The organism is Cedecea selenatireducens (genome assembly GCF_042138895.1).
GTDB classification, from domain to species: Bacteria; Pseudomonadota; Gammaproteobacteria; order Enterobacterales; family Enterobacteriaceae; genus Cedecea; species Cedecea selenatireducens.
In genome coordinates this window covers 1-21,853 of record NZ_JBHIKW010000014.1, presented here as the reverse complement: position 1 = coordinate 21,853, position 21,853 = coordinate 1, and the positions used below count along the sequence as shown (strand labels likewise).

Here is a 21,853-nt window from a genome sequence, read left to right as displayed (position 1 = left end):
AACCTCCTTTGACAATCCCTTCCTTGAGCTATAGCGGTAAATGGGGCATAACACCCTTAGCGAAACTCAATGGAGCGGAAGGCAATGAAATTCCTCGGAAAGCTGGTTCTTATCCTGTTGGGCCTTGTCATACTGGCGCTGATTGCCTTTTACATCCTGCTGCAAACCCGCTGGGGCGCTGGCCAAATCAGCAGCTGGGTGAATGAAAAAACCAACTACCATCTCTCTTTCAATGAGATGGAACACGACTGGTCTTCGCCCACTCACCTGATGTTTCATAACGTTACTTTTGGCCGCAGCGGCCAGCCCGCAACGCTGGTAGCAAAGAACGTGGATATTGGCCTGAGTACGCGACAGTTTTCTCAGCCACTCTATGTCGACACTATTTTGCTCCAGCAGGGAACGCTGAATCTCAGTTCGAACGCCGTTCCGCTCCCGCTTGAGGCAGATAAACTGCAGCTGCAGGATATGGCCATTAACAGCCCGGATAGCGAGTGGAACCTCAGCGCTCAGCGCGTTGAGGGCGGCGTTTCACCCTGGAGGCCTCAGGCCGGGAAAGTACTGGGCAATAAAGCCACTATAGCCTTCAGCGCGGGCTCACTGACGCTTAATGGCGTCAACGCCAGCAACGTCTTGCTGCAGGGAAACCTGGATAATGAACAAGTCACGCTGACCACTCTCGGTGCGGACGTTGCACGTGGCTCGCTGACCGGCAACGCCCACCGCAATGCCGACGGCTCGTGGGAGGTTGGCAGCCTACGCCTGAACGATATTCGCCTGCAAACGGCAAAATCGCTCAGCGATTTTCTAGCGCCGGTGACGTCGATTCCCTCGTTAACCATCGATCGCCTTGAGATAACCGATGCGCGGCTGGAAGGGAAAGAGTGGGCGGTGAGCGACCTGGCCCTTAGCCTGCGTAATCTGACGTTGGCTAACGGAGGCTGGCAAAGCGATGACGGCCAGCTGTCGATGAACGCCAGCGAGTTCATCAACGGCTCGCTGCATTTGCAGGATCCGATCGTAAACGTCGATTTTGCTCCAGCTGCGGCCACGCTCCGCCAGTTCAGCTCCCGCTGGGAAGGCGGTTTAGTCCGCGCTTCCGGGCAATGGTTGCGCGAGGGTAATCAGGCGGTGATGGATGAAGTCGTCGTGGGCGGGCTCGAATATACGCTGCCATCCAACTGGAAGGCCCTGTGGATGGAGACGCTTCCGGACTGGCTGAATAGCATCACGGTGAAAAAGTTTTCGGCTAATCGCAATCTGATTATCGATATCGACCCGGCATGGCCGTTCCAAATGACAGGCCTGGATGGTACAGCGACGAATATTCAGCTGGCGCGGGATCATCAATGGGGAATTTGGTCAGGCAATGCCTCGTTTAATGCCGCCGCCGCCACCTTTAACCGGGTTGACGTGCGCCGCCCGTCGCTGTCGTTAACGGCAAATCAGAGCCAGGTGGCGATCACGGAGCTGAGCGCCTTCGCCGGGAAAGGATTACTGGAAGCAACGGCAACCGTGAGCCAAACGCCTCAACGGGCCGTCAGCGTTAGCCTGAAGGGCCAGAGCGTGCCGGTGAACGTGCTGCACGCCTGGGGCTGGCCTTCTCTTCCGCTCGAGGGCGACGGTAACCTGCAGGTTTCGGTTACCGGGCAGGTATCAGCCAATTCGGCTCTGAAACCGACAGTAAACGGCAGCCTGCAGGCCACAGGCGCCAGCGGGCAACAGATCCAACAGACTATGCATAATGGAGAAGTTCCCGGCGCGTAACCTGCGTCCAGGGATCACTCCTCTTCGTTACCGCCCTCTTCCAGGGGGCCAAACGGCTTAGCGGGCAGCACGAGATAAACACCTTCAAATACGGCGCCGGGCGTTTCATTGCCGTAAAGCTCAACCTCAAGCGCAACGCGAGCTTTACGGCCACGGGCAAGCCTGTCCAGATCGCCGCTCAAAGATCCTAAATCGGCGGTTGCCCCCGGTTTCCCGGTGATCGGTTTGCTATAGCGGATATGGGCATCGGCCAGAATAATCGTGCCGCCCAGATGCCGCTCACGCAACATCAGCCAGATAAGTCCCCAGCCGGTTAACGTGGCCAGCGAGAACAGGCTCCCCGCGAAGAGCGTATGGTGCGGATTCTGGTTGCCCGTTTCCGGCATCGTAGTAATGAATTTTTGCCCGGTGTACTGCTGTATGCGCACGCCCATTTTCTCGCTAAGCGGGATATGTTCGTACCAGGCCTGCTGCAGCTGCCCACACCAGTCGCCCCGGTGAAGGATATCGTCAAGCGTGGCGACCGGCTTAATCATCAGGAAGTGGCGTACAGGCGTGGTTTGCGGGGTTGTGATTTCGCCCTGGTTAACAAAGCCCAGCTTGGAGAAAAACGCCACGGCATCTTCACGTGCACTGCAGGTTACGCGCTTAACGCCTTCCTGCCGCGCTACGGACTCCAGAGCCATCGCTACCAGCGTACCTAAACCTTTATCCTGAACCGAAGGGTGTACCGCCATAAACCGAATCGCGGCTTCGTTATCGGCATTAATATAAAGGCGGCCTACGGCAACGGTATTACCCTCTTCATCCACCACCATCTGATGATGCGCCATCGCATCCCATGCATCGCGCTCGGAGCCTTTAGGCTGGTGTAGCGGCTGGCGCAACATTTCCCAGCGGAACTGGTAATAACGGTCAAGTTCTTCTTCTGTTTGTGGCACACGAAGGTGATACATACGTTGCTCTCTCGTTGCGCGGGCCGGTGGCGAGGGTTATACCTGCAGCCAGAACGTCACCGGCCCATCATTAATTAGTGAAACCTGCATATCGGCGGCAAATCGCCCGGTGGGGGCTTCTATCCCCTGCTGCTTGCAGCGCCCGACAAAGTACTCATAGAGAGCTTCAGCCTGCTGTGGCGCCGCGCCACCGGAGAAGCTCGGCCGCATGCCGCGTTCAGTGTCCGCAGCCAGCGTGAACTGAGACACCACCAGCAGGCTGCCGCCCGCCTGCTGAACGTTGAGGTTCATCTTGCCCTGCTCGTCGCTGAAGATTCGATACCCCAGAACGCGCTCGCACAGGCGATTGGCTTTTTGTTCGTTATCTTCTTTTTCGACACCCAACAACACCAAAAGTCCGGGGCCAATTTCACCCGTCACCTCACCCTCCACGGTGACGCTGGCACGGGTTACGCGCTGAATTAATGCAATCATGGTTCTTCCAGTTCTTCCTGCTCTGCAGCTTGTCGTAATTTTCGGTAGTCGCCCAGCGAGGCGGTGATTTCCGCCCCCAGCAACACAATACACCAGGTCCAATAGACCCAGACAAATAATATGGGGATAACCGCCAGCACGCCGTAAATCAGCTGGTAAGAGGGGAACATGGTGATGTAGAGGGCAAACCCCTTCTTGCCCAGCTCAAACAGCAACGCGGCCACCAGAGAGCCTATCATGGCGTCCCTGGCCCGCACGCTGGTCGTCGGCACCAGGCTGTAGAGCAGCCAAAACGAAAGCCAGGAGAGCAGCAGAGGGAAAATGCGCAGCACTTCATCCAGCATGCTGTTCAGTTCGGAAGCCCAGCGCAAAGACAGGAGATAAGAGCTGATCGCCAGGCTTGCCCCGGCCAAAAGTGGCCCGAGCGTCAGGATCATCCAGTAAATGGCAAAGGAATACACTTTTGGCCGCACGCGTTTGCTGCGCCAGATGGTATTTAGCGCGCTGTCTACCGCATACATCAGCAGCAGCGAGGTCACAATCAGCCCGACAGCCCCCACCGCCGTCATTTTATTGGAGTTGGCGACAAACTGTTCGATGTAGCGCTGAATCACGTCCCCGGTGGCCGGCATAAAATTGGCAAAGACAAAATGGCGCAGCTGAACGCTGATATCGGCAAACATCGGAAACGCGGCGAACAGCGCAAATACGACCGCCACCAGCGGCACCAGTGACAGCAAAGACACATAGGCGAGGTTGCCTGCCAGCGTCGTCATGTTGTCCTGATCGATACGCTGCCACAGCAGTTTGCCCCAGGCCCAGAGCGGCCTGAGACGATGCGCAGTTTTACGTGGCACGCTTTTGCTCATCCCTGCTTAGCAAACCAGTCTGGAATGGTCTGCTTGTCGAGCACCTGAATACTGGTAATACCTAATGCCCGCGCGCCGTGAATATTGTCGGCGTTGTCATCGAAGAACACGGCCTGATCCGCAGAGAATCCTTCTTCCTGCAGCACGTTGAGGTAGATTTCCGCGTCCGGCTTGCGCATCCCCATTTCCTGGGAGAGATAGATTTTATCGGCCGATTGCGCCACTTCCGGGTATTCATCAGGCCAGAATCCGGTGTGCAGGCGGTTGGTATTGGAAAGGACCACGACGCGATGTCCCTGCTCGCGGAGTTTTTGCATGACGCCAATCGTCTCTTTGCGCAGGCCAACGAAAATGGCCTGCCAGCCCGCGGCAAACTGCTCGTAGCTCAGCGCAACGTCCATTTCATGGCACAGGCGTTCGGCAAACACTTCATCCGTTATTTGCCCACGTTCGTGCTGATGGAAGGTTTCTCCCATCGCGAAACTTTTCTGCAGGTTGGCTAACGGCACCCGGCTGTAATCGCTCCAGACGCCCAGTACGCGATTAAAGTCGATATCAACGATGACGTTACCTAAATCAAAGATATACAGCATGCGCACCTCCTTTCCGACATGGAGAAATAACTGTAGCGGGAAAGGCTGGCTTTGACTATCAGAGGAAAGCAACGTTGAGCATTCTGAGAGGTAAAATAAAAAAAGCCCCACCTTTGCAGGTAGGGCTTCAATGGACTGCAGAAAAGAAACTTACGCTTCTTTGCTACCACGACCCGCACGTTTGCGGTCGTTTTCAGTCAGGTGGCGCTTACGAATACGCACGGACAGCGGAGTCACTTCTACCAGTTCGTCGTCATCGATGAACTCCAGAGCTTGCTCCAGGGTCATTTTCTGCGCAGGAACCAGAGTGGTCGCTTCGTCAGTACCGGAAGCACGCATGTTGGTCAGCTTCTTACCGGTCAGGCAGTTAACGGTCAGGTCGTTAGAACGACTGTGAATACCGATGATCTGGCCTTCGTAAACTTCAGCCCCGTGGCCCAGGAACAGCTTGCCGCGATCCTGCAGGCCGAACAGAGCAAACGCAACCGCTTTACCCTGACCGTTGGAGATCAGCACGCCGTTCTGACGCTGGCCCACTTCGCCCTGACGGATATCGTCATAGTGGCTGAAGGTGGAGTACAGCAGACCGGTACCGGAGGTCATGGTCATGAATTCGTTACGGAAGCCAATCAGACCACGGCTTGGAATCACGTAGTCAAGACGCACGCGGCCTTTGCCGTCCGGATTCATGTTTTTCAGGTCGCCTTTACGCTCGCCGAGCGCCTGCATCACGGAACCCTGATGCTGCTCTTCGATATCCAGCGTTACGTTTTCGAACGGCTCTTGTTTACGGCCGTCGATTTCGCGGAAGATAACTTTCGGACGGGATACCGCCAGCTCGAAACCTTCACGACGCATGTTTTCGATAAGAACGGAGAGGTGCAGCTCACCACGGCCGGATACGCGGAATGCATCCGCATCTTCGGTTTCTTCAACACGCAGCGCAACGTTGTGTACCAGCTCTTTGTTCAGACGATCCAGAATCTGACGAGAGGTCACGAACTTACCTTCTTTACCGCAGAACGGAGAGGTATTTACGTTGAAGAACATGGAAACGGTTGGCTCATCTACGGACAGCGCTGGCAGCGCTTCAACATTTTGCGGGTCGCAAATGGTGTCGGAGATGTTCAGCTCGCCCAGGCCGGTGATGGCGATGATATCGCCCGCTTCGGCTTCGGTAGACTCGATACGCTCCAGGCCCAGGTGGGTCAGAACTTTACCGACTTTACCGTTACGGGTTTTCCCTTCGCTATCAATGATAGTGATCTGCTGGTTTGGCTTCACTTTGCCGCGTTTGATGCGGCCGATGCCGATAACGCCAACGTAGTTGTTGTAGTCCAGCTGGGAAATTTGCATCTGCAGTGGACCGTCGAGGTCAACGTTCGGTGCCGGTACGCGATCGACAATGGCCTGATACAGTGGAGTCATGTCCGCTGCCATATCATTGTGATCCATGCCCGCGATGCCGTTCAGTGCGGATGCATAAATAATTGGGAAGTCGAGCTGCTCGTCGGTCGCATCAAGGTTAACGAACAGGTCGAAGACCTGATCAACAACCCAGTCAGGACGCGCGCCAGGGCGGTCAACTTTGTTGATAACCACGATCGGCTTCAAACCATGGGCAAACGCCTTTTTGGTTACGAAGCGCGTCTGCGGCATTGGGCCATCCATTGCATCAACCACCAGCAGAACGGAGTCAACCATTGACATTACGCGCTCAACTTCACCACCGAAGTCGGCGTGTCCTGGGGTATCAACGATGTTGATACGATAGTCATTCCATTTGATAGCGGTGTTTTTAGCGAGGATGGTAATCCCACGCTCTTTCTCCAGGTCATTGGAGTCCATCACGCGTTCAGTGGCTTCAGCACGTTCGTTACTGAAAGTACCAGATTGCTGCAGCAGCTTATCAACCAGGGTAGTTTTACCATGGTCAACGTGCGCGATGATGGCGATATTACGCAGATTTTCGATCACAACTTTGCCTCAGGCATTAGAAATAGCGCGTTATTGTACACGTATTAATCGAAGGACAGAACAGGATCACAAAGAACCTTTACAAACAATATAGAAAGTAAGGGATTGTGATCGCTTTCACGGAGCTAAAAAGGGAGCTATAACGTAAATTGCACCAATATGGTGCTCAGGTTTTAATCTGAAGCACTATATTGGTGCAAAATATTCATCCTGGTGCAGCCCTTTTGCACTATGGTGCGCATGATAGCGCCTTTTTAGGGTGATTTAAAAGTTGGCACAGATTTCGCTTTAAACATTTTATGGCGAAAAGCCACATTAAGAAGTGTTTGATTACCTCGTTACCACGACGACTACACCAATCCGGGAGAGTTTAAGTATGTCCGCTGAACACGTTTTGACGATGCTGAATGAGCATGAAGTAAAGTTTGTTGATCTGCGCTTTACCGATACTAAAGGTAAAGAACAGCACGTCACTATCCCTGCTCATCAGGTGAATGCTGACTTCTTCGAAGAAGGCAAAATGTTTGACGGCTCCTCGATTGGTGGCTGGAAAGGTATCAACGAATCCGACATGGTGCTGATGCCAGATCCAACGACGGCGGTTATCGACCCGTTCTTCGCGGATTCTACCCTGATTATCCGCTGCGACATTCTCGAGCCAGGCACCATGCAGGGCTACGACCGTGACCCGCGTTCCATTGCAAAACGCGCTGAAGACTACCTGCGCTCTACCGGCATCGCAGACACCGTTCTGTTCGGGCCAGAGCCAGAATTCTTCCTGTTCGACGACATTCGTTTCGGCAGCTCTATCTCCGGCTCCCACGTTGCTATCGATGATATCGAAGGCGCATGGAACACCGGCACCAAATACGAAGGCGGTAACAAAGGCCACCGTCCTGCTGTGAAAGGCGGTTACTTCCCGGTTCCACCGGTCGACTCCGCTCAGGATCTGCGTTCTGCTATGTGTCTGACCATGGAGCAGATGGGCCTGGTTGTTGAAGCTCACCACCACGAAGTAGCGACCGCTGGTCAGAACGAAGTGGCTACCCGCTTCAACACCATGACCAAAAAAGCTGACGAAATTCAGATCTACAAATACGTTGTGCACAACGTTGCTCACGCCTACGGTAAAACCGCGACCTTTATGCCTAAACCAATGTTTGGCGATAACGGTTCTGGTATGCACTGCCACATGTCCCTGTCCAAGAACGGCGTAAACCTGTTCTCCGGCGACAAATACGCAGGCCTGTCTGAGCAAGCGCTGTACTACATCGGTGGTGTTATCAAACACGCTAAAGCGATCAACGCCTTGGCGAACCCAACCACTAACTCCTACAAGCGTCTGGTCCCAGGCTACGAAGCACCAGTAATGCTGGCGTACTCTGCCCGTAACCGTTCTGCTTCTATTCGTATCCCGGTTGTTGCGTCGCCAAAAGCACGTCGTATCGAAGTGCGCTTCCCGGACCCAGCGGCGAACCCATACCTGTGCTTCGCAGCGCTGCTGATGGCCGGCCTGGACGGTATTAAGAACAAGATCCACCCTGGCGAAGCCATGGACAAAAACCTGTATGACCTGCCGCCAGAAGAAGCGAAAGAGATCCCACAGGTTGCAGGTTCTCTGGAAGAAGCACTGAACGCTCTGAACGAAGACCGTGAGTTCCTGACCGCAGGTGGCGTATTCACCAACGACGCTATCGATGCTTACATCGCGCTGCGTATCGAAGAAAACGACCGCGTACGCATGACTCCGCACCCGGTAGAGTTCGAGCTGTACTACAGCGTCTAATAATTTAGAAATCCAACGAATTTCGCGTTGCAGCAAGACGGCAACTGAGTGAATCCCTGAAAGCATAGGTAACTATGTGACCAGGGTGAGTAAGGGCAGCCAACGCAGCTGTGGCGCGAAGGGCGTTAGGAGTTTTTTGTTGCCGTGGAAACTTTGGCCCATCTCCGGATGGGCTTTTTTCTCCACCGGAATCCCCTGTGACGCTGTTTTTTGTCACCCAAAGACTATAATGCACTAAAACGGTGCACGGAGACTGCTGTATGGCAACTGGCGCGCTGCCCGATGCTGGGCAGATTCTGAATTCTCTCATCAACAGCATCCTGCTCGTGGATGACGAGCTGGCGGTACATTACGCCAACCCTGCGGCTCAGCAACTGCTGGCGCAGAGCTCACGCAAGCTGTACGGCACGCCTCTGCCGGATCTATTGAGTTATTTCTCGTTGAACATTGGCGTCATGCAGGAAAGCCTGATGGCGGGCCAGGGATTTACCGACAACGAGGTTACGCTGGTCATTGATGGCCGATCGCACATTCTCTCCCTGACGGCGCAAAAGCTGCCGGAAGGGTACATCCTGATGGAAATGGCGCCGATGGATAATCAGCGTCGACTGAGCCAGGAACAGCTGCAGCATGCGCAGCAGATTGCCGCCAGAGACTTAGTCCGCGGGCTGGCGCATGAAATTAAAAACCCGCTTGGTGGGCTGCGGGGGGCGGCCCAGCTGCTGAGTAAAGCATTGCCGGACCCGTCGCTGACTGAATACACCAAAGTGATTATTGAACAGGCTGACCGTTTAAGAAATCTGGTCGACCGCCTGTTAGGCCCACAGCAGCCGGGGATGCACGTCACCGAAAGCATTCACAAAGTTGCCGAGCGCGTGGTGACGCTGGTGTCGATGGAGCTGCCGGACAACGTGACTCTTGTGCGGGATTACGATCCAAGTTTGCCGGAGTTTGCTCACGATCCGGACCAGATAGAGCAGGTTTTACTGAATATCGTTCGCAATGCGCTGCAGGCGCTGGGTAGTGAAGGCGGTGAGATTATCTTACGCACCCGCACGGCTTTCCAGCTGACGCTTCACGGCTCGCGCTATCGTCTTGCAGCACGCATAGACGTTGAAGATAACGGCCCGGGTATCCCGGCACATTTGCAGGACACGTTGTTCTACCCGATGGTCAGCGGGCGAGAAGGTGGCACCGGGCTTGGTCTTTCCATAGCGCGTAGCCTTATCGACCAGCATTCGGGGAAAATCGAATTCAACAGCTGGCCTGGTCATACCGAATTTTCGGTTTACCTGCCTATTCGGAAGTAGAGGTCTTTATGCAACGAGGGATAGTTTGGGTCGTTGACGACGATAGCTCCATCCGCTGGGTACTGGAGCGCGCGTTAACCGGAGCCGGGTTGATCTGCACCACCTTTGAAAACGGCAATGAGGTGCTGGACGCCCTGGCGACCAAAACCCCGGACGTGCTGCTGTCGGATATTCGTATGCCCGGCATGGACGGTCTTGCCCTGCTAAAGCAGATTAAACAGCGCCATCCTATGCTGCCGGTCATCATAATGACTGCCCATTCGGATTTAGACGCTGCCGTTAGCGCCTATCAACAGGGTGCTTTTGACTATCTGCCAAAACCGTTTGATATCGACGAGGCGGTGGCGCTGGTTGAACGCGCCATCAGCCACTATCAGGAGCAGCAGCAGCCGCGTAATGCGCCGGACAACGGGCCAACGACCGACATCATCGGCGAAGCCCCGGCGATGCAGGACGTGTTTCGTATTATTGGCCGCCTGTCGCGTTCGTCCATCAGCGTACTGATTAACGGCGAATCTGGTACCGGTAAAGAGCTTGTGGCGCATGCCCTGCATCGCCATAGCCCGCGGGCTAAATCGCCGTTTATCGCGCTTAATATGGCGGCTATTCCCAAAGATTTAATCGAGTCAGAGCTGTTTGGCCATGAGAAAGGTGCTTTCACCGGCGCCAACCAGATTCGCCAGGGCCGTTTTGAACAGGCCGACGGCGGCACGCTGTTTCTCGATGAAATAGGCGACATGCCCCTGGACGTACAGACCCGGCTGCTCCGCGTGCTGGCCGACGGCCAGTTTTATCGCGTTGGCGGCTACGCGGCCGTTAAAGTCGATGTGCGTATTATTGCCGCAACCCATCAGAACCTCGAGCTACGGGTGCAGGAAGGGAAGTTCCGTGAAGACTTGTTCCACCGCCTGAACGTGATCCGTGTACACCTGCCGCCTCTGCGTGAACGCCGGGAAGATATTCCTCGCCTGTCACGACACTTCCTGCAGGTTGCCGCACGCGAGCTGGGCGTTGAAGCAAAACTGCTGCATCCGGAAACGGAAAATGCCTTAACGCGCCTGGCCTGGCCCGGCAACGTGCGCCAGCTGGAAAACACCTGTCGCTGGCTGACGGTGATGGCGGCGGGTCAGGAAGTGCTTATTCAGGATCTCCCGAGCGAGCTGTTTGAAACGACGGTAACCGAAAGCGGCGGGGTTACGCAGACCAACCCTGACAGCTGGGCAATGCTGCTGGCACAGTGGGCGGAACGGGCGCTACGTTCCGGGCATCAGGATCTGCTTTCAGAAGCTCAGCCGGAAATGGAGCGCACGTTGTTAACCACCGCGCTACGACACACTCAGGGACATAAACAAGAAGCGGCTCGCCTGCTGGGCTGGGGGCGAAACACGCTGACTCGTAAGCTAAAAGAGCTGGGAATGGAATAGCGCTTTGCGAAGGTTGAAATAACGGCGGGGCTAAAGCCCGCCGTTTTTATATCACGCGCGAAAACTGCTGCAGGCGCGCTTTTTGCCTCAGGTAGGTATCAAAGCACATACAGATATTGCGGATCAGCAGGCGCCCCTTGCCGGTTACCTGAATCCCCTTGCTGTCTATCACCACCAGCCCATCTTTCGCCAGCGGAGCCAGCAGGCCCAAATCTTCTGCAAAGTAGTCAGCAAACGTCAGCGACCATGCCTGCTCAATTTCAGCGAAATTAAGCTGGAAGTTACAGATCAGCGCCTTAATCACGTCGCGGCGAATACAATCGTCTCGCGTTAACGACAGACCGCGCCACAGCGCATTGCCCTGCTCGTCCACCTGCTGATAATAAGACTTCAGCTCTTTCTGGTTCTGCGCGTAGCAATCGCCAATCATGCTGATGGCCGACACGCCAAGCCCCAGCAAATCTGTATCGCCCTGAGTGGTGTAGCCCTGGAAATTGCGGTGCAGTTTGCCTTCACGCTGGGCAATAGCCAGTTCGTCATCCGGGCGGGCAAAATGATCCATACCGATAAACTGATAGCCTGAGCCGGTCAGCGAAGCGATGGTTTCCTGCAGGATATCCAGCTTCTGCTGGGCGCTCGGTAAGTCAGCATCTTTGATCTTACGTTGGGCGGCAAACAGCGTCGGCAGGTGCGCATAGTTAAAAACGCTCAGACGATGCGGGCTTAGCTCTGCCACACGCTTGAGCGTAAAGGCAAAGCTTTCCGGCGTTTGCTTTGGCAGGCCGTAAATCAGGTCGATATTGGTGGAAGTAAAACCCAGCTCTCGCGCACGTTGAATAAGCGCGAAAATAAACTCTTCGTCCTGCTCACGGTTAACCAGACGCTGCACTTCTTTATTGAAGTCCTGAACGCCCATACTGAGGCGGGTAAAACCTTCCTGCCGAAGATGATCGAGCACGTCCAGCTCGATTTCACGCGGGTCAACTTCAATGGACAGTTCGGCGTCGTCGTTAAAGCGGAAATTACCGCGCAGCAGCGTCATCAGGCGACTGATTTGCGCTTTGCTCAGGTAAGTTGGCGTCCCGCCGCCCCAGTGCAGCTGGCTAACGTGACGGCCAGCAAACAGCGGCGCACGGTGGATGATTTCCTGTTCCAGGGCATCGAGATACTGATCGGCTTTATGCTGCTGGCGGGTCACAATTTTATTGCAGCCGCAGAAATAGCAAAGCTTGTGGCAGAACGGGATATGCACGTAGAGCGACAGCGGGCGCTCCGGGTAACGGGCAACCGCCTGCAAAAATTCCGCCTCGCCAAAAGCTTCTGAGAACTCCAGCGCGGTCGGATAAGAGGTGTAACGCGGCCCTGAATAATTATATTTCTGGATCAGAGCCAGATCCCAGTCGATTAACTGCTCAGACATACTCACTCCTTGCGGTGTTGTCGCCGGCGCCGACGAGGCGAAGCTGGCCCGCTCGTTCCGCGAGCCATAACCCTTCGCCGCAGCAAATTCTGCAGCCGCGACAGCCGCCGTAGTTTAACGAATAACCACAGCAGATAACACACCAGCGGAATAACCATAATAAGAACAGGTAATCCCATAGGAGTAAGCGTCAGTTACCGCCCTTCAGCAGACGCATTAAATCGTCAGCTTTTTCTTCTTCTTCCTCTTCATCGTCTTCCCAGGCGATGCCGAGTTCAGCCATCAACGCGTCGATACGATCGAGCTTCGCATCAACCCAGGACTGCTCTTCTTTGCTCAGGGTTTCGCCTGCTTCCAGACGCTCCAGCAGCCCATCCAGGCGCTCATCGTTTTCCAGCATATCCAGCTCAGCCTGTGGTGTTAGCATAGGTTTCTCGCTCTTAGGTTTGTGCTGTTTAGCGACCGGTGCTGCATCGGTTACGCCCAGTTGAATTGGTTTTTTACTGCCAATGCGCGGGTCTTTCGCCTGACCCGAGGACTTACCGCCTTTTGCCTGGCTTTCGCCGTTAGCGCGGCTACCCGCTGCGTGGCCACTGTGTTTTTTCTGGCGCTTGCGCTCACGCGCTTCCTGGTCAATCTCTTCGCGCGATTTGCGGCGTGCTTTTGCCGGTTTTTTACCTTGTGGTGCAGAGTTTTGTTGCTTCATGATAAGTCGTCTTAAGCCATTTTATTCAGTATAGAATTGCGGCGGAATCTAGCAGAAAGCAAGCAAAGAAAAAAGGCGACAGGTTAACCAACCCTTATTTTCTTCATTAAGTTTCTCTTCTGGCGAGAAACACGGCGTTTTTCGCTCGTTCAGGTATAATCCCCGGCAAATGCTTACCTGACGGAGACAACCGTTTTGAAAAACTGGAACTATCAACTGACTAAGTTCGTGCTCAGCGCACCGGACATTCGCCATCTGCCTTCTGATACCGGTATTGAGGTTGCTTTCGCAGGCCGCTCTAACGCGGGTAAGTCCAGCTCGCTGAACACGCTGACCAACCAGAAAGGCCTGGCTCGCACCAGTAAAACCCCTGGTCGTACCCAGCTTATCAACCTGTTCGAAGTTGCCGAAGGCAAACGCCTGGTGGATTTACCGGGCTACGGCTATGCCGAAGTCCCTGAAGAGGTGAAGCACAAGTGGCAGCGCGCGCTGGGTGAATACCTGCAAAAGCGTAACAGCCTGAAAGGCCTGGTCGTGCTGATGGATATTCGTCATCCGCTGAAAGATCTCGACCAGCAGATGATTCAGTGGGCCGTAGCCAGTAATATCGAAGTGATGCTGCTGCTGACCAAAGCCGACAAGCTGGCTTCAGGCGCACGTAAAGCGCAGCTGAATATGGTGCGCGAGGCGGTTCTGGCGTTTGGCGGGAATATCGAGGTTGAAGCGTTCTCTTCCCTGAAGAAAACCGGCGTCGATAAACTGCGCCTGAAGCTGGATAGCTGGTACAACGATCTGCCACCGGCGGTGGAAGAAGAAGCGGCTGAAGAGTAATTAAAACACGTTCTCTGGCATATCCGATTTGCTCGGGGCTTGTCATCAGTCCAATACGCGGCCCAGGCCGCGTTTTTCTTTTGTTTCGCGCAATAAAAAACGCCCCAGTCATTTCTGACTGGGGCGGCTAAATATTCAGCCAAATCCGATTACGTGAAGTAAAAGGTCTGAAAGATAGAACATCTTACCTCTGTACCCTACGCGAATAACTCTACTCCTTTTTAATCGCTCAAAAAAGCATTTTTTGTAGTTTTTTTTCACTTTTTGCATCACATTCTTGAAGCATCATCACAAAAAGCTATGACTTATGTTGCTTAGTTACAAAAACATGACCTGAGCATTGAGTATTAATGCGCCTCATCCCAGTTCTTACCGCTACCCACTTCCACCAGCAGCGGCACGTCGAGCTTCATGCTGTTTTCCATAAGCTCATGCACCTTTTCAGACACCGCTTCCACGTCCTCTTTGTGCACTTCGAATACCAGTTCATCGTGAACCTGCATGATCATTTTCACCCGTGGTTTATCCGTCTCCAGCCAGGCATCGACGGCAATCATCGCGCGCTTGATGATGTCAGCGGCGGTTCCCTGCATCGGGGCGTTGATCGCGGCACGTTCTGCCCCGGCACGGCGAGCGCCATTGCTGGAATTGATATCCGGCAGATAGAGGCGGCGGCCATCCAGCGTTTCTACATAGCCCCGATCTTTCGCCTGAGCACGCGTACGCTCCATATACTCCAGCACGCCCGGGTAACGCTCGAAGTAGAGATCCATGTACTTTTGGGACTCTTTACGTGGAATGTTGAGCTGGCGGGAAAGGCCAAAGGCGCTCATTCCGTAGATCAGACCAAAGTTAATCGCCTTCGCGCTGCGGCGCTGCTCGCCGGTAACGCTTTCAAGCGGCAGGCCAAAGACTTCTGCCGCAGTGGCACGGTGGATGTCTTTTCCTTCGGCAAAGGCGCTTAGCAAGCCTTTATCGCGGGAAAGATGAGCCATGATGCGCAGTTCAATTTGCGAGTAGTCCGCAGAAAGGATCACGTAGTCTTCAGGCGCAATAAAGGCCTGGCGAATACGGCGACCTTCATCGTTACGAACCGGGATGTTCTGCAGGTTAGGGTCGGTAGAAGACAGGCGACCGGTCGCCGTTACCGCCTGATGATAAGACGTATGTACGCGTCCGGTTATCGGGCTAATCATCAGCGGCAGTTTGTCGGTATAGGTGGATTTCAGCTTCGCAAGGCCGCGGTATTCCAGAATCACCTTAGGCAGCGGGTAATCCAGCGCCAGCTCTTCAAGTACCTCTTCGGAGGTTGACGGTGCACCGCCTGGCGTTTTCTTCAGCGGCTTAATGCCCTGCTTTTCAAACAGAATCGTTTGCAGCTGCTTAGTCGAAGAGAGATTAAATTCCTCGCCGGCAATGTCATGGGCCTTAAGCTCAAGCTCGGCAAGGCGTTTGGTCAGCTCGACGGAATGCGTGTGCAAAATAGTCGGGTCAATTTTAACGCCGTTGCGTTCAATGCGTGAAATCACCGGTACCAGAGGCATTTCGACGTTTTTAAAGATGTTCAGCGGACCTTCGGTCTGCTCAAGCTTCGGCCACATTTTCAGGTGCAGCTGCAGCGTTACGTCTGCATCTTCTGCCGCATAACGCCCGGCCGTTTCCAGATCGATCTGGTTAAAGGTCAGCTGTTTTTTGCCTTTGCCGGCAATCTCTTCAAAGGAGATGGTTTGGTGCTTCAGCCAGCGATCGGCAAGGCTGTCCATGTCGTGCCGGCCCGCTACGCTGTCCAGCGTGTAGGACTCCAGCATGGTGTCAAAAGCAATACCACGCAGCTCAATGCCATAGTTCTGCATGATGCCACGGTCATATTTCAGGTTCTGGCCTACCTTCAGCGCTTTATCATCTTCCAGCAGCGGCTTAAGCAGCTCAAGCGCTCGTTCGCGCGAGATCTGATCTGGCGCATCGAGGTAATCATGAGCAACCGGGATGTAACAGGCGACGCCCGGTTCCGTGGCGAAGGAAAGCCCCACCAGGTTCGCGCTGACGTTATCCAGGCTGTCGGTTTCGGTATCAAACGCAAAGAGCGGCGCTTTTTTCAGCCGTTCAATCCATTCAACCAGCACTTTCTCATCGAGGATAGTGACGTAGTTGTCATAGGAGAGCTGGCTGGCTGGCGCTTCGGGTTCGGCTTCAACCTCGGCGGCTTTGTGCGGCTGTGCTGCCGGTTTAGCGCCTTTAGCCTGCATCCACTTGCCGGCTTCTACGTCGGTTACCCAGCGTTTGAATTCATACTGCTTAAAGAGGCCCAATAGTTCGTCCGCCGCCGGCTGCTGAATCTCAAGCTGCTCGCAGCCCAACTCCAGCTCAACGTCGGTTTTAATGGTAGCCAGTTTGTAGGACAGGTAAGCCAGCTCTTTGCTTTTCTCCAGCTTGGCAGCCATAGTTTTCGCACCGCGGAAGGAAAGCTCTGCGATTTTTTCCGGGTTGGCATAAAGCGTATCCAGACCACCAAGGCCCTGTAGCAGCGCCTGCGCCGTTTTCTCACCGACGCCCGGCACGCCAGGGATGTTATCGGAGGAGTCGCCCATTAGCGCCAGGAAGTCGATAATCAGTTCCGGCGGCACGCCGTACTTTGTCTGCACTTCTTCCGGCCCAAGAATGGTGTTAGTCATGGTATTAATCAGCGTAACGCCAGGCGTCACCAGCTGTGCCATGTCTTTATCGCCGGTACTGATAAGCACCGGGCGACCGACCTTTTCAGCCTCCAGCGCCAGCGTCCCGATAACGTCATCGGCCTCAACGCCGGACACCGCCAGCAGCGGCAGTCCCATCGCTTTCACCATCGCGTGCAGCGGCTCAATCTGCGCTCTTAAATCGTCCGGCATCGGCGGGCGGTGCGATTTATAGTGCTCAAAAAGCTCATCACGGAACGTTTTGCCTTTGGCATCAAACACCACGGCCGCGTGCGTTGGCTGATACTGCAAAATCAGGCTACGCAGCATGTTCAGCACGCCGTACATCGCCCCCGTTGGCTCGCCACGGCTGTTCGTCAGCGGTGGGAAGGCGTGATATGCCCGATAAAGATAGGAAGAGCCATCAACGAGGATAAGCGGGTTGTCTGCGATCTGGACCATAATGTTCCGTTCCATGCCTGTGATTAATTTATTGTTCAAGGATGCCATAGCCAGGCCAAAAACATGAACTATTGGGCGCAATATGCTGAAAAGAATTCCTGGATCGGGAGATCCTGCGCAAGATCAAATCTGTGGATAACTTTGTGTATATATTTTTAACTAACTAATTTCACGAAATTATTTTTATTCTTATCATATTAAATGCATTTTAATTTCAGTAAGTTAACAGCATGATTGTTTAGCCTTAGTGAATTAACTAACGATCGTTTGATGTGGATATATACTCAGACGAGTGATAAATGACGAGTCATTGTTCTACCCATAAATGCGATTCATGAAAATCCTGTTCATTTGGCGAGTCGTCATTTTAGGTTTTCTGATAAAATCCGCCTCTTATTGCCGTTAATACCAGCGATCCACACTCACTTAACCTGCAAAAAAAATTACCTATGTCGAGATTACTCGCCGCGATCACATTAGTGCTAAGTGTTGCACTGGCTATTCTGGTCACGATCGCCTGTTCTGTGCCTATCATTATGGCCGGGATCGTTAAGCTACTGCTGCCCGTGCCGGTTATCTGGCGCTCAATCTCGGTATTTGCTGATTTCATGATGTACTGCTGGTGCGAAGGGCTCGCGCTGCTGCTGCGCCTCAATCCTTATTTAAAATGGGATGTTGAGGGACTGGAAGGACTTAACAAAAAGCACTGGTATTTGTTAATCAGCAATCATCAAAGCTGGGCAGATATCGTGATCCTTTGCGTGCTGTTCCGCAAACATATCCCCATGAACAAATACTTCCTTAAACAGCAGCTGGCCTGGGTTCCCTTTATGGGACTGGCCTGCTGGGCGCTGGATATGCCGTTTATGAAACGCTACTCGCGAGCTTATTTGCTGCGCCATCCGGAGCGACGCGGCAAAGATGTTGAAACCACGCGTCGTTCCTGCATGAAGTTTCGTGCCCATCCAACAACGATTGTGAATTTTGTTGAGGGTTCACGCTTCACCGCAGAGAAAAAGTCTCAGACTCGTTCGCCGTTTAACTATCTGTTAGCACCAAAAGCAGCCGGTATTGCAATGGCGATGAATGTACTGGGCAAGCAGTTCGACAAGATGCTGAACGTCACGCTGTGCTACCCGGAAAACGACCGTTTGCCTTTCTACGATATGCTGTCAGGAAAGATGACGAAAATTGTTGTGCGTGTTTCTTTGGTGCCGATTACCGAGGAGCTGCACGGGGATTATGTAAACGATAAAAACTTTAAGCGTCGTTTCCAGCTCTGGCTAAACAGGCTGTGGAGCGAGAAAGATAAGCAGCTGGAAGCGCTGCACGGCGAGGAAAAAAAAGCCGGTCAGTGACCGGCTTTCTCTTATCTTATTTCTTCTCAACCAGGTATTTCACCGTGTCAGCATACTGCTGCACGAAGATATCCATGCTGCTGGTATCCATCCCCTGCATGTTCAGCTGATATTTGCCGTTAACAAACATGGCCGGTACGCCCTGCAGCTGAAGATCGGCTGCCGCTTTCTCTTGCTGAGCAACCAGAGATTTGACCACGAAGCTGTTCCAGGCCGCATCGTACTCTTCCGGCTTCACGCCCGCATCGATAAACACCTTGCGGATGTCTGCGTCGTTCTGCACGGTTTGAGTTTTCTGAACGGCTTCAAACATTGGGGACGTAATTTTATCTTCCACGCCCAGCGCCATAGCCACTGCCCATGCCTGAGTCAGATCTTTGCCCAATGGGCCCAGGAACTCAACGTGGTACTTGGTCATTTTGGTGCCTTCCGGCAGCTTTTTCTTCACGTTATCAGAAACATGAAGAACCTGTTCGAACTGGTAGCAGTGCGGGCAGTAGAATGAGAAAAACTCTAATACCTGTGGCTCACCGGCAACCGGTTTATCCAGGGTGACGTACTGTTTACCGTCGGTAAACTGTGCTGCAGAAGCGCTAAATGCCAGGATCATGCCCGCCAGCGCCAGCCAAATCTTCTTCATAATCAACTCTCTCCTGAATTTTACTGATTAATACATTGGCGTTAATTGTAATGGTGGTTCTCGAAGAACCCGGACCTGCTCTGTAAAGGTTGCAGTCTGTCTTCTCCAGAAATCCTCCTCGCTAAACCAGGGGAAATTTCGGGGGAATGCGGGGTCATCCCAGCGTCGCATCAGCCACGCGAGATAATAAACAATGCGCATAGCGCGTAGCGGTTCAATCAGGGTTAGTTCGCCGGTATCAAACGTCGAAAACTCTTCGTAAGCTTCAATAATGGTTTCTAACTGCATGCGCTGTTCGGGCTTATCGCCATTAAGCAACATCCAGATATCCTGCACGGCCGGACCATTACGAGCATCATCAAGATCAACGAACAGCGGCCCGTCGCGCCAGAGAATGTTACCCGGATGGCAGTCACCGTGCAGGCGAAGTGATTCAAAATCGGTGTGCCAGGTGAGTTTTACTTCGTCGATCAACGCATCTGTTGCGGTCAAAAAGTCTTTCTTAAGGGCGCGGGGAATAAGCTTGCTGTCTTCAAATAGCTCACGCGGCTGAAAAAGATATTCATCCAGGCCAAAGGTTGGGCGGTGCTGAAAGAGTTGCTGGCGACCCGTTTGATGAATGCGGCCAAGATAGCGACCCACCCATTCCATTTGGTCGAGGTTATCGGTTTCATACTGCCGCCCCCCCAGGCTTGGGAACACGGCAAACATAAACCCCTGATGCTGCAGGAGTGTGTTTCCAGCAAAACGGAGGGGAGCAGCCATAGGCACTTCATCAGCCTGAAGCTCCAGCGCAAATTGATGTTCTTCTTCAATTTGCGCCGCTGACCAGCGATGTGGACGATAAAACTTCACCACAAACCGTTGGCGATCTTCATCCTGGAATTGGTAAACGCGGTTTTCAAAACTGTTTAACGGCGTCAAACCCGAATCAACCCGAATGCCCTGTTCAAAAAGAGCATCGAGGATAGTATCCGGATGTAGAGTCTGGAAATTAAAAGCGCTGTCTGTCATCCCGGCAACCGGAGTAAATACGAATACTTCAGGATAACATTTCAAAACCGCTTAAGTGTCTCGACTTACAAGCTTTTACTCTTTAATCACACCACGTGCGCGCAACAGAGCCGTTTTAAAGTCTTCCTCATAGTCTTTTTTAAGACCCGGAATAGCGTCATCTTTTGCAGAATCACGCATTTTAAGGTGGTAGATCAGTACATCGTCAGTCAGATCGGTCAGCTCACCGCGATAGCCTGACTCCGTAGCCAGTTTCTGCAAGAATTGTATCAGGTTAAGATCTGGATCTTTCTGCCATGCTGGCTGAAGCAGTTCAAGAAGTTCGTTCAGGCGCTTACATTTCATGTTGGTGTTCCTTATCACATGTGAAAGGCAACACGTTAGCAGGCTCAAACCCACATTAAAAGAGGCGATATTCGTGCAGCGATTAACAGAGGTAACTGGCGTTGTGCTGGCCGGCGGCCGGGGAAGCAGAATGGGCGGCAGCGATAAAGGATTAGCCTTGCTTAACGGCCAGCCACTTTTCCAGCACGTCCTCAACGCATTAAGGCTACAGGTAGGCGATGTTGTCATCAGCGCCAACAGAAACCTCGAGATCTATCAGCGAAGTGGCGCTCCGGTTATCCAGGATTCAATGAGTGATTATCAGGGGCCGCTGGCCGGTATGTTAGCCGTTATAGAACAAACGGAAAGCGAGTGGCTGTTATTCTGCCCTTGCGACACCCCTAATATACCCGAAGATCTGGCATCAAGACTCTGGCAGGCGCGTGAAAATGCGCCGGCAACCTGGGTAAATGACGGCCAACGGGATCACCCTGGCGTTGCACTACTTCATCGTTCCCTTTGTTTGCCGCTAACAGAATATTTGCACGCAGGCGAAAGACGAGTGATGCAGTTTTTATTGAGCACCGGCGGGCATGCAGTCTCTTTTGATGGCCTGGCGGACTGTTTCACCAACATAAATACTCTTGATGAGCTTTCACGATGGCAGAAAAAAGGATAGTACCGCCTTTATTGGCTATTGCGGCCTGGAGCGGTACAGGAAAAACCACGTTACTGAAGCAGCTGATCCCACTTTTGCTGGAGAAAGGCATCAGGCCAGGACTTATCAAACATACGCATCATGATATGGATGTGGATAAACCGGGTAAGGATAGCTATGAGCTACGCAAAGCTGGCGCAGCGCAAACCATCGTCGCCAGCCAGAAGCGTTGGGCACTAATGACGGAAACGCCCGAAATACCTGACCTGGATCTACATTACCTTGCCTCAAGGATGGACAGCAGCAGGTTGGATCTTATTCTTGTCGAGGGTTTCAAACACGAGCCGGTGGCAAAAATCCTGCTGTTCAGACAGGAAACGGGTCATAAAGCGGAAGAATTAGAGATCGATCCCTGTGTTATCGCTGTAGCCAGTAACGTACCTTTGACCATTTCCGTACCCGTATTGGATATTAATAATGCAGAAGGGATTGCTGATTTCATCTATGAATGGATAAAACAGCAATAACGAGCTGAAAAGATGCCGCTTGCGGCGTTTTTTTAATCTGTAAAAAGCAAAAAACCCCAGCCGTCAGGCTGAGGTTTTCTGTTTT

At 53.2% G+C, this 21,853-nt stretch carries 20 protein-coding genes; 8 read left to right on the top strand and 12 right to left on the bottom strand.

Features of this window, described 5'->3' with window-relative positions; genetic code table 11:
* Nucleotides 1-84 precede the first annotated feature (84 nt).
* Nucleotides 85-1,767 (top strand): AsmA family protein, encoded by a 1,683-nt coding sequence (locus ACE38U_RS18975; protein WP_375530356.1) that lies wholly within the window; start codon nucleotides 85-87, stop codon nucleotides 1,765-1,767.
* Between the two features lie 14 nt (nucleotides 1,768-1,781).
* Here the strand turns inward: ACE38U_RS18975 and fabY are convergent, their stop codons facing one another.
* The 5 genes from fabY to typA form a co-directional block, all read right to left on the bottom strand.
* Nucleotides 1,782-2,723, bottom strand: a complete 942-nt coding sequence (fabY, locus tag ACE38U_RS18970) for a fatty acid biosynthesis protein FabY (RefSeq protein WP_375530355.1) — start codon at nucleotides 2,721-2,723, stop codon at nucleotides 1,782-1,784.
* A gap of 36 nt (nucleotides 2,724-2,759) precedes the next feature.
* Entirely contained in the window at nucleotides 2,760-3,197 is a 438-nt protein-coding gene (dtd, locus tag ACE38U_RS18965) for a D-aminoacyl-tRNA deacylase (RefSeq protein ID WP_038477220.1), read from the bottom strand.
* The gene (locus tag ACE38U_RS18960; protein WP_038477223.1) at nucleotides 3,194-4,066 is read right to left on the bottom strand and encodes a virulence factor BrkB family protein; all 873 of its coding nucleotides are present in this window, start codon (nucleotides 4,064-4,066) and stop codon (nucleotides 3,194-3,196) included. The genes dtd and ACE38U_RS18960 overlap by 4 nt, the downstream gene beginning before the upstream one ends.
* Nucleotides 4,063-4,659 carry a glucose-1-phosphatase gene (gene yihX, locus ACE38U_RS18955; protein ID WP_176982980.1) on the bottom strand — a complete coding sequence of 199 codons (597 nt, stop codon included), beginning with the start codon at nucleotides 4,657-4,659 and terminating at the stop codon, nucleotides 4,063-4,065. The genes ACE38U_RS18960 and yihX overlap by 4 nt, the downstream gene beginning before the upstream one ends.
* A gap of 150 nt (nucleotides 4,660-4,809) precedes the next feature.
* Complete coding sequence (gene typA / locus ACE38U_RS18950) at nucleotides 4,810-6,636, bottom strand: ribosome-dependent GTPase TypA (protein WP_008457395.1); 1,827 nt, start codon at nucleotides 6,634-6,636, stop codon at nucleotides 4,810-4,812.
* Between the two features lie 376 nt (nucleotides 6,637-7,012).
* Here typA and glnA point away from each other — a divergent pair, with 376 nt between their 5' ends.
* The 3 genes from glnA to glnG all read left to right on the top strand — a co-directional run bounded on the left by glnA (nucleotide 7,013) and on the right by glnG (nucleotide 11,156).
* Nucleotides 7,013-8,422: a glutamate--ammonia ligase gene (gene glnA, locus ACE38U_RS18945; protein WP_038477231.1), complete on the top strand. Its 1,410-nt coding sequence runs from the start codon at nucleotides 7,013-7,015 to the stop codon at nucleotides 8,420-8,422.
* A 260-nt stretch (nucleotides 8,423-8,682) separates the two neighbouring features.
* Nucleotides 8,683-9,732 carry a nitrogen regulation protein NR(II) gene (gene glnL, locus ACE38U_RS18940; RefSeq protein ID WP_038477234.1) on the top strand — a complete coding sequence of 350 codons (1,050 nt, stop codon included), beginning with the start codon at nucleotides 8,683-8,685 and terminating at the stop codon, nucleotides 9,730-9,732.
* A gap of 8 nt (nucleotides 9,733-9,740) precedes the next feature.
* Entirely contained in the window at nucleotides 9,741-11,156 is a 1,416-nt protein-coding gene (gene glnG / locus ACE38U_RS18935) for a nitrogen regulation protein NR(I) (protein ID WP_038477237.1), read from the top strand.
* Between the two features lie 46 nt (nucleotides 11,157-11,202).
* Here glnG and hemN read toward each other — a convergent pair whose 3' ends face one another.
* Nucleotides 11,203-12,576, bottom strand: a complete 1,374-nt coding sequence (hemN, locus tag ACE38U_RS18930; protein WP_375530354.1) for an oxygen-independent coproporphyrinogen III oxidase — start codon at nucleotides 12,574-12,576, stop codon at nucleotides 11,203-11,205.
* 190 nt (nucleotides 12,577-12,766) lie between these two features.
* Nucleotides 12,767-13,282 carry a Der GTPase-activating protein YihI gene (yihI, locus tag ACE38U_RS18925; protein ID WP_038477242.1) on the bottom strand — a complete coding sequence of 172 codons (516 nt, stop codon included), beginning with the start codon at nucleotides 13,280-13,282 and terminating at the stop codon, nucleotides 12,767-12,769.
* 195 nt (nucleotides 13,283-13,477) lie between these two features.
* Between yihI and yihA the strand changes: the two genes are divergently transcribed.
* The gene (yihA, locus tag ACE38U_RS18920) at nucleotides 13,478-14,113 is read left to right on the top strand and encodes a ribosome biogenesis GTP-binding protein YihA/YsxC (protein ID WP_038477245.1); all 636 of its coding nucleotides are present in this window, start codon (nucleotides 13,478-13,480) and stop codon (nucleotides 14,111-14,113) included.
* Between the two features lie 135 nt (nucleotides 14,114-14,248).
* Here yihA and spfP read toward each other — a convergent pair whose 3' ends face one another.
* Together spfP and polA are read right to left on the bottom strand one after the other, a co-directional pair.
* Nucleotides 14,249-14,296: a small protein SpfP gene (gene spfP, locus ACE38U_RS22440; protein WP_071892919.1), complete on the bottom strand. Its 48-nt coding sequence runs from the start codon at nucleotides 14,294-14,296 to the stop codon at nucleotides 14,249-14,251.
* 164 nt (nucleotides 14,297-14,460) lie between these two features.
* Complete coding sequence (gene polA, locus ACE38U_RS18915; protein WP_375530353.1) at nucleotides 14,461-17,247, bottom strand: DNA polymerase I; 2,787 nt, start codon at nucleotides 17,245-17,247, stop codon at nucleotides 14,461-14,463.
* A gap of 449 nt (nucleotides 17,248-17,696) precedes the next feature.
* On the opposite strand from polA, the gene yihG reads away from it, so the two are divergent.
* A complete protein-coding gene (yihG, locus tag ACE38U_RS18910; RefSeq protein ID WP_375530352.1) occupies nucleotides 17,697-18,605 on the top strand; it encodes a 1-acylglycerol-3-phosphate O-acyltransferase, YihG family in 909 nt (302 codons plus the stop codon).
* Between the two features lie 16 nt (nucleotides 18,606-18,621).
* Here the strand turns inward: yihG and dsbA are convergent, their stop codons facing one another.
* The 3 genes from dsbA to ACE38U_RS18895 form a co-directional block, all read right to left on the bottom strand.
* Entirely contained in the window at nucleotides 18,622-19,245 is a 624-nt protein-coding gene (dsbA, locus tag ACE38U_RS18905) for a thiol:disulfide interchange protein DsbA (RefSeq protein ID WP_038477254.1), read from the bottom strand.
* Between the two features lie 27 nt (nucleotides 19,246-19,272).
* Complete coding sequence (locus tag ACE38U_RS18900; protein ID WP_038477257.1) at nucleotides 19,273-20,259, bottom strand: serine/threonine protein kinase; 987 nt, start codon at nucleotides 20,257-20,259, stop codon at nucleotides 19,273-19,275.
* A 75-nt stretch (nucleotides 20,260-20,334) separates the two neighbouring features.
* Entirely contained in the window at nucleotides 20,335-20,604 is a 270-nt protein-coding gene (locus ACE38U_RS18895) for a YihD family protein (protein WP_038477260.1), read from the bottom strand.
* Between ACE38U_RS18895 and mobA the strand changes: the two genes are divergently transcribed.
* Nucleotides 20,603-21,262 (top strand): molybdenum cofactor guanylyltransferase MobA, encoded by a 660-nt coding sequence (mobA, locus tag ACE38U_RS18890; RefSeq protein ID WP_375530351.1) that lies wholly within the window; start codon nucleotides 20,603-20,605, stop codon nucleotides 21,260-21,262. The genes ACE38U_RS18895 and mobA overlap by 2 nt on opposite strands.
* Nucleotides 21,244-21,768: a molybdopterin-guanine dinucleotide biosynthesis protein MobB gene (gene mobB, locus ACE38U_RS18885; protein WP_375530350.1), complete on the top strand. Its 525-nt coding sequence runs from the start codon at nucleotides 21,244-21,246 to the stop codon at nucleotides 21,766-21,768. Before mobA ends, mobB begins: the two co-directional genes overlap by 19 nt.
* Nucleotides 21,769-21,853: the final 85 nt, after the last annotated feature.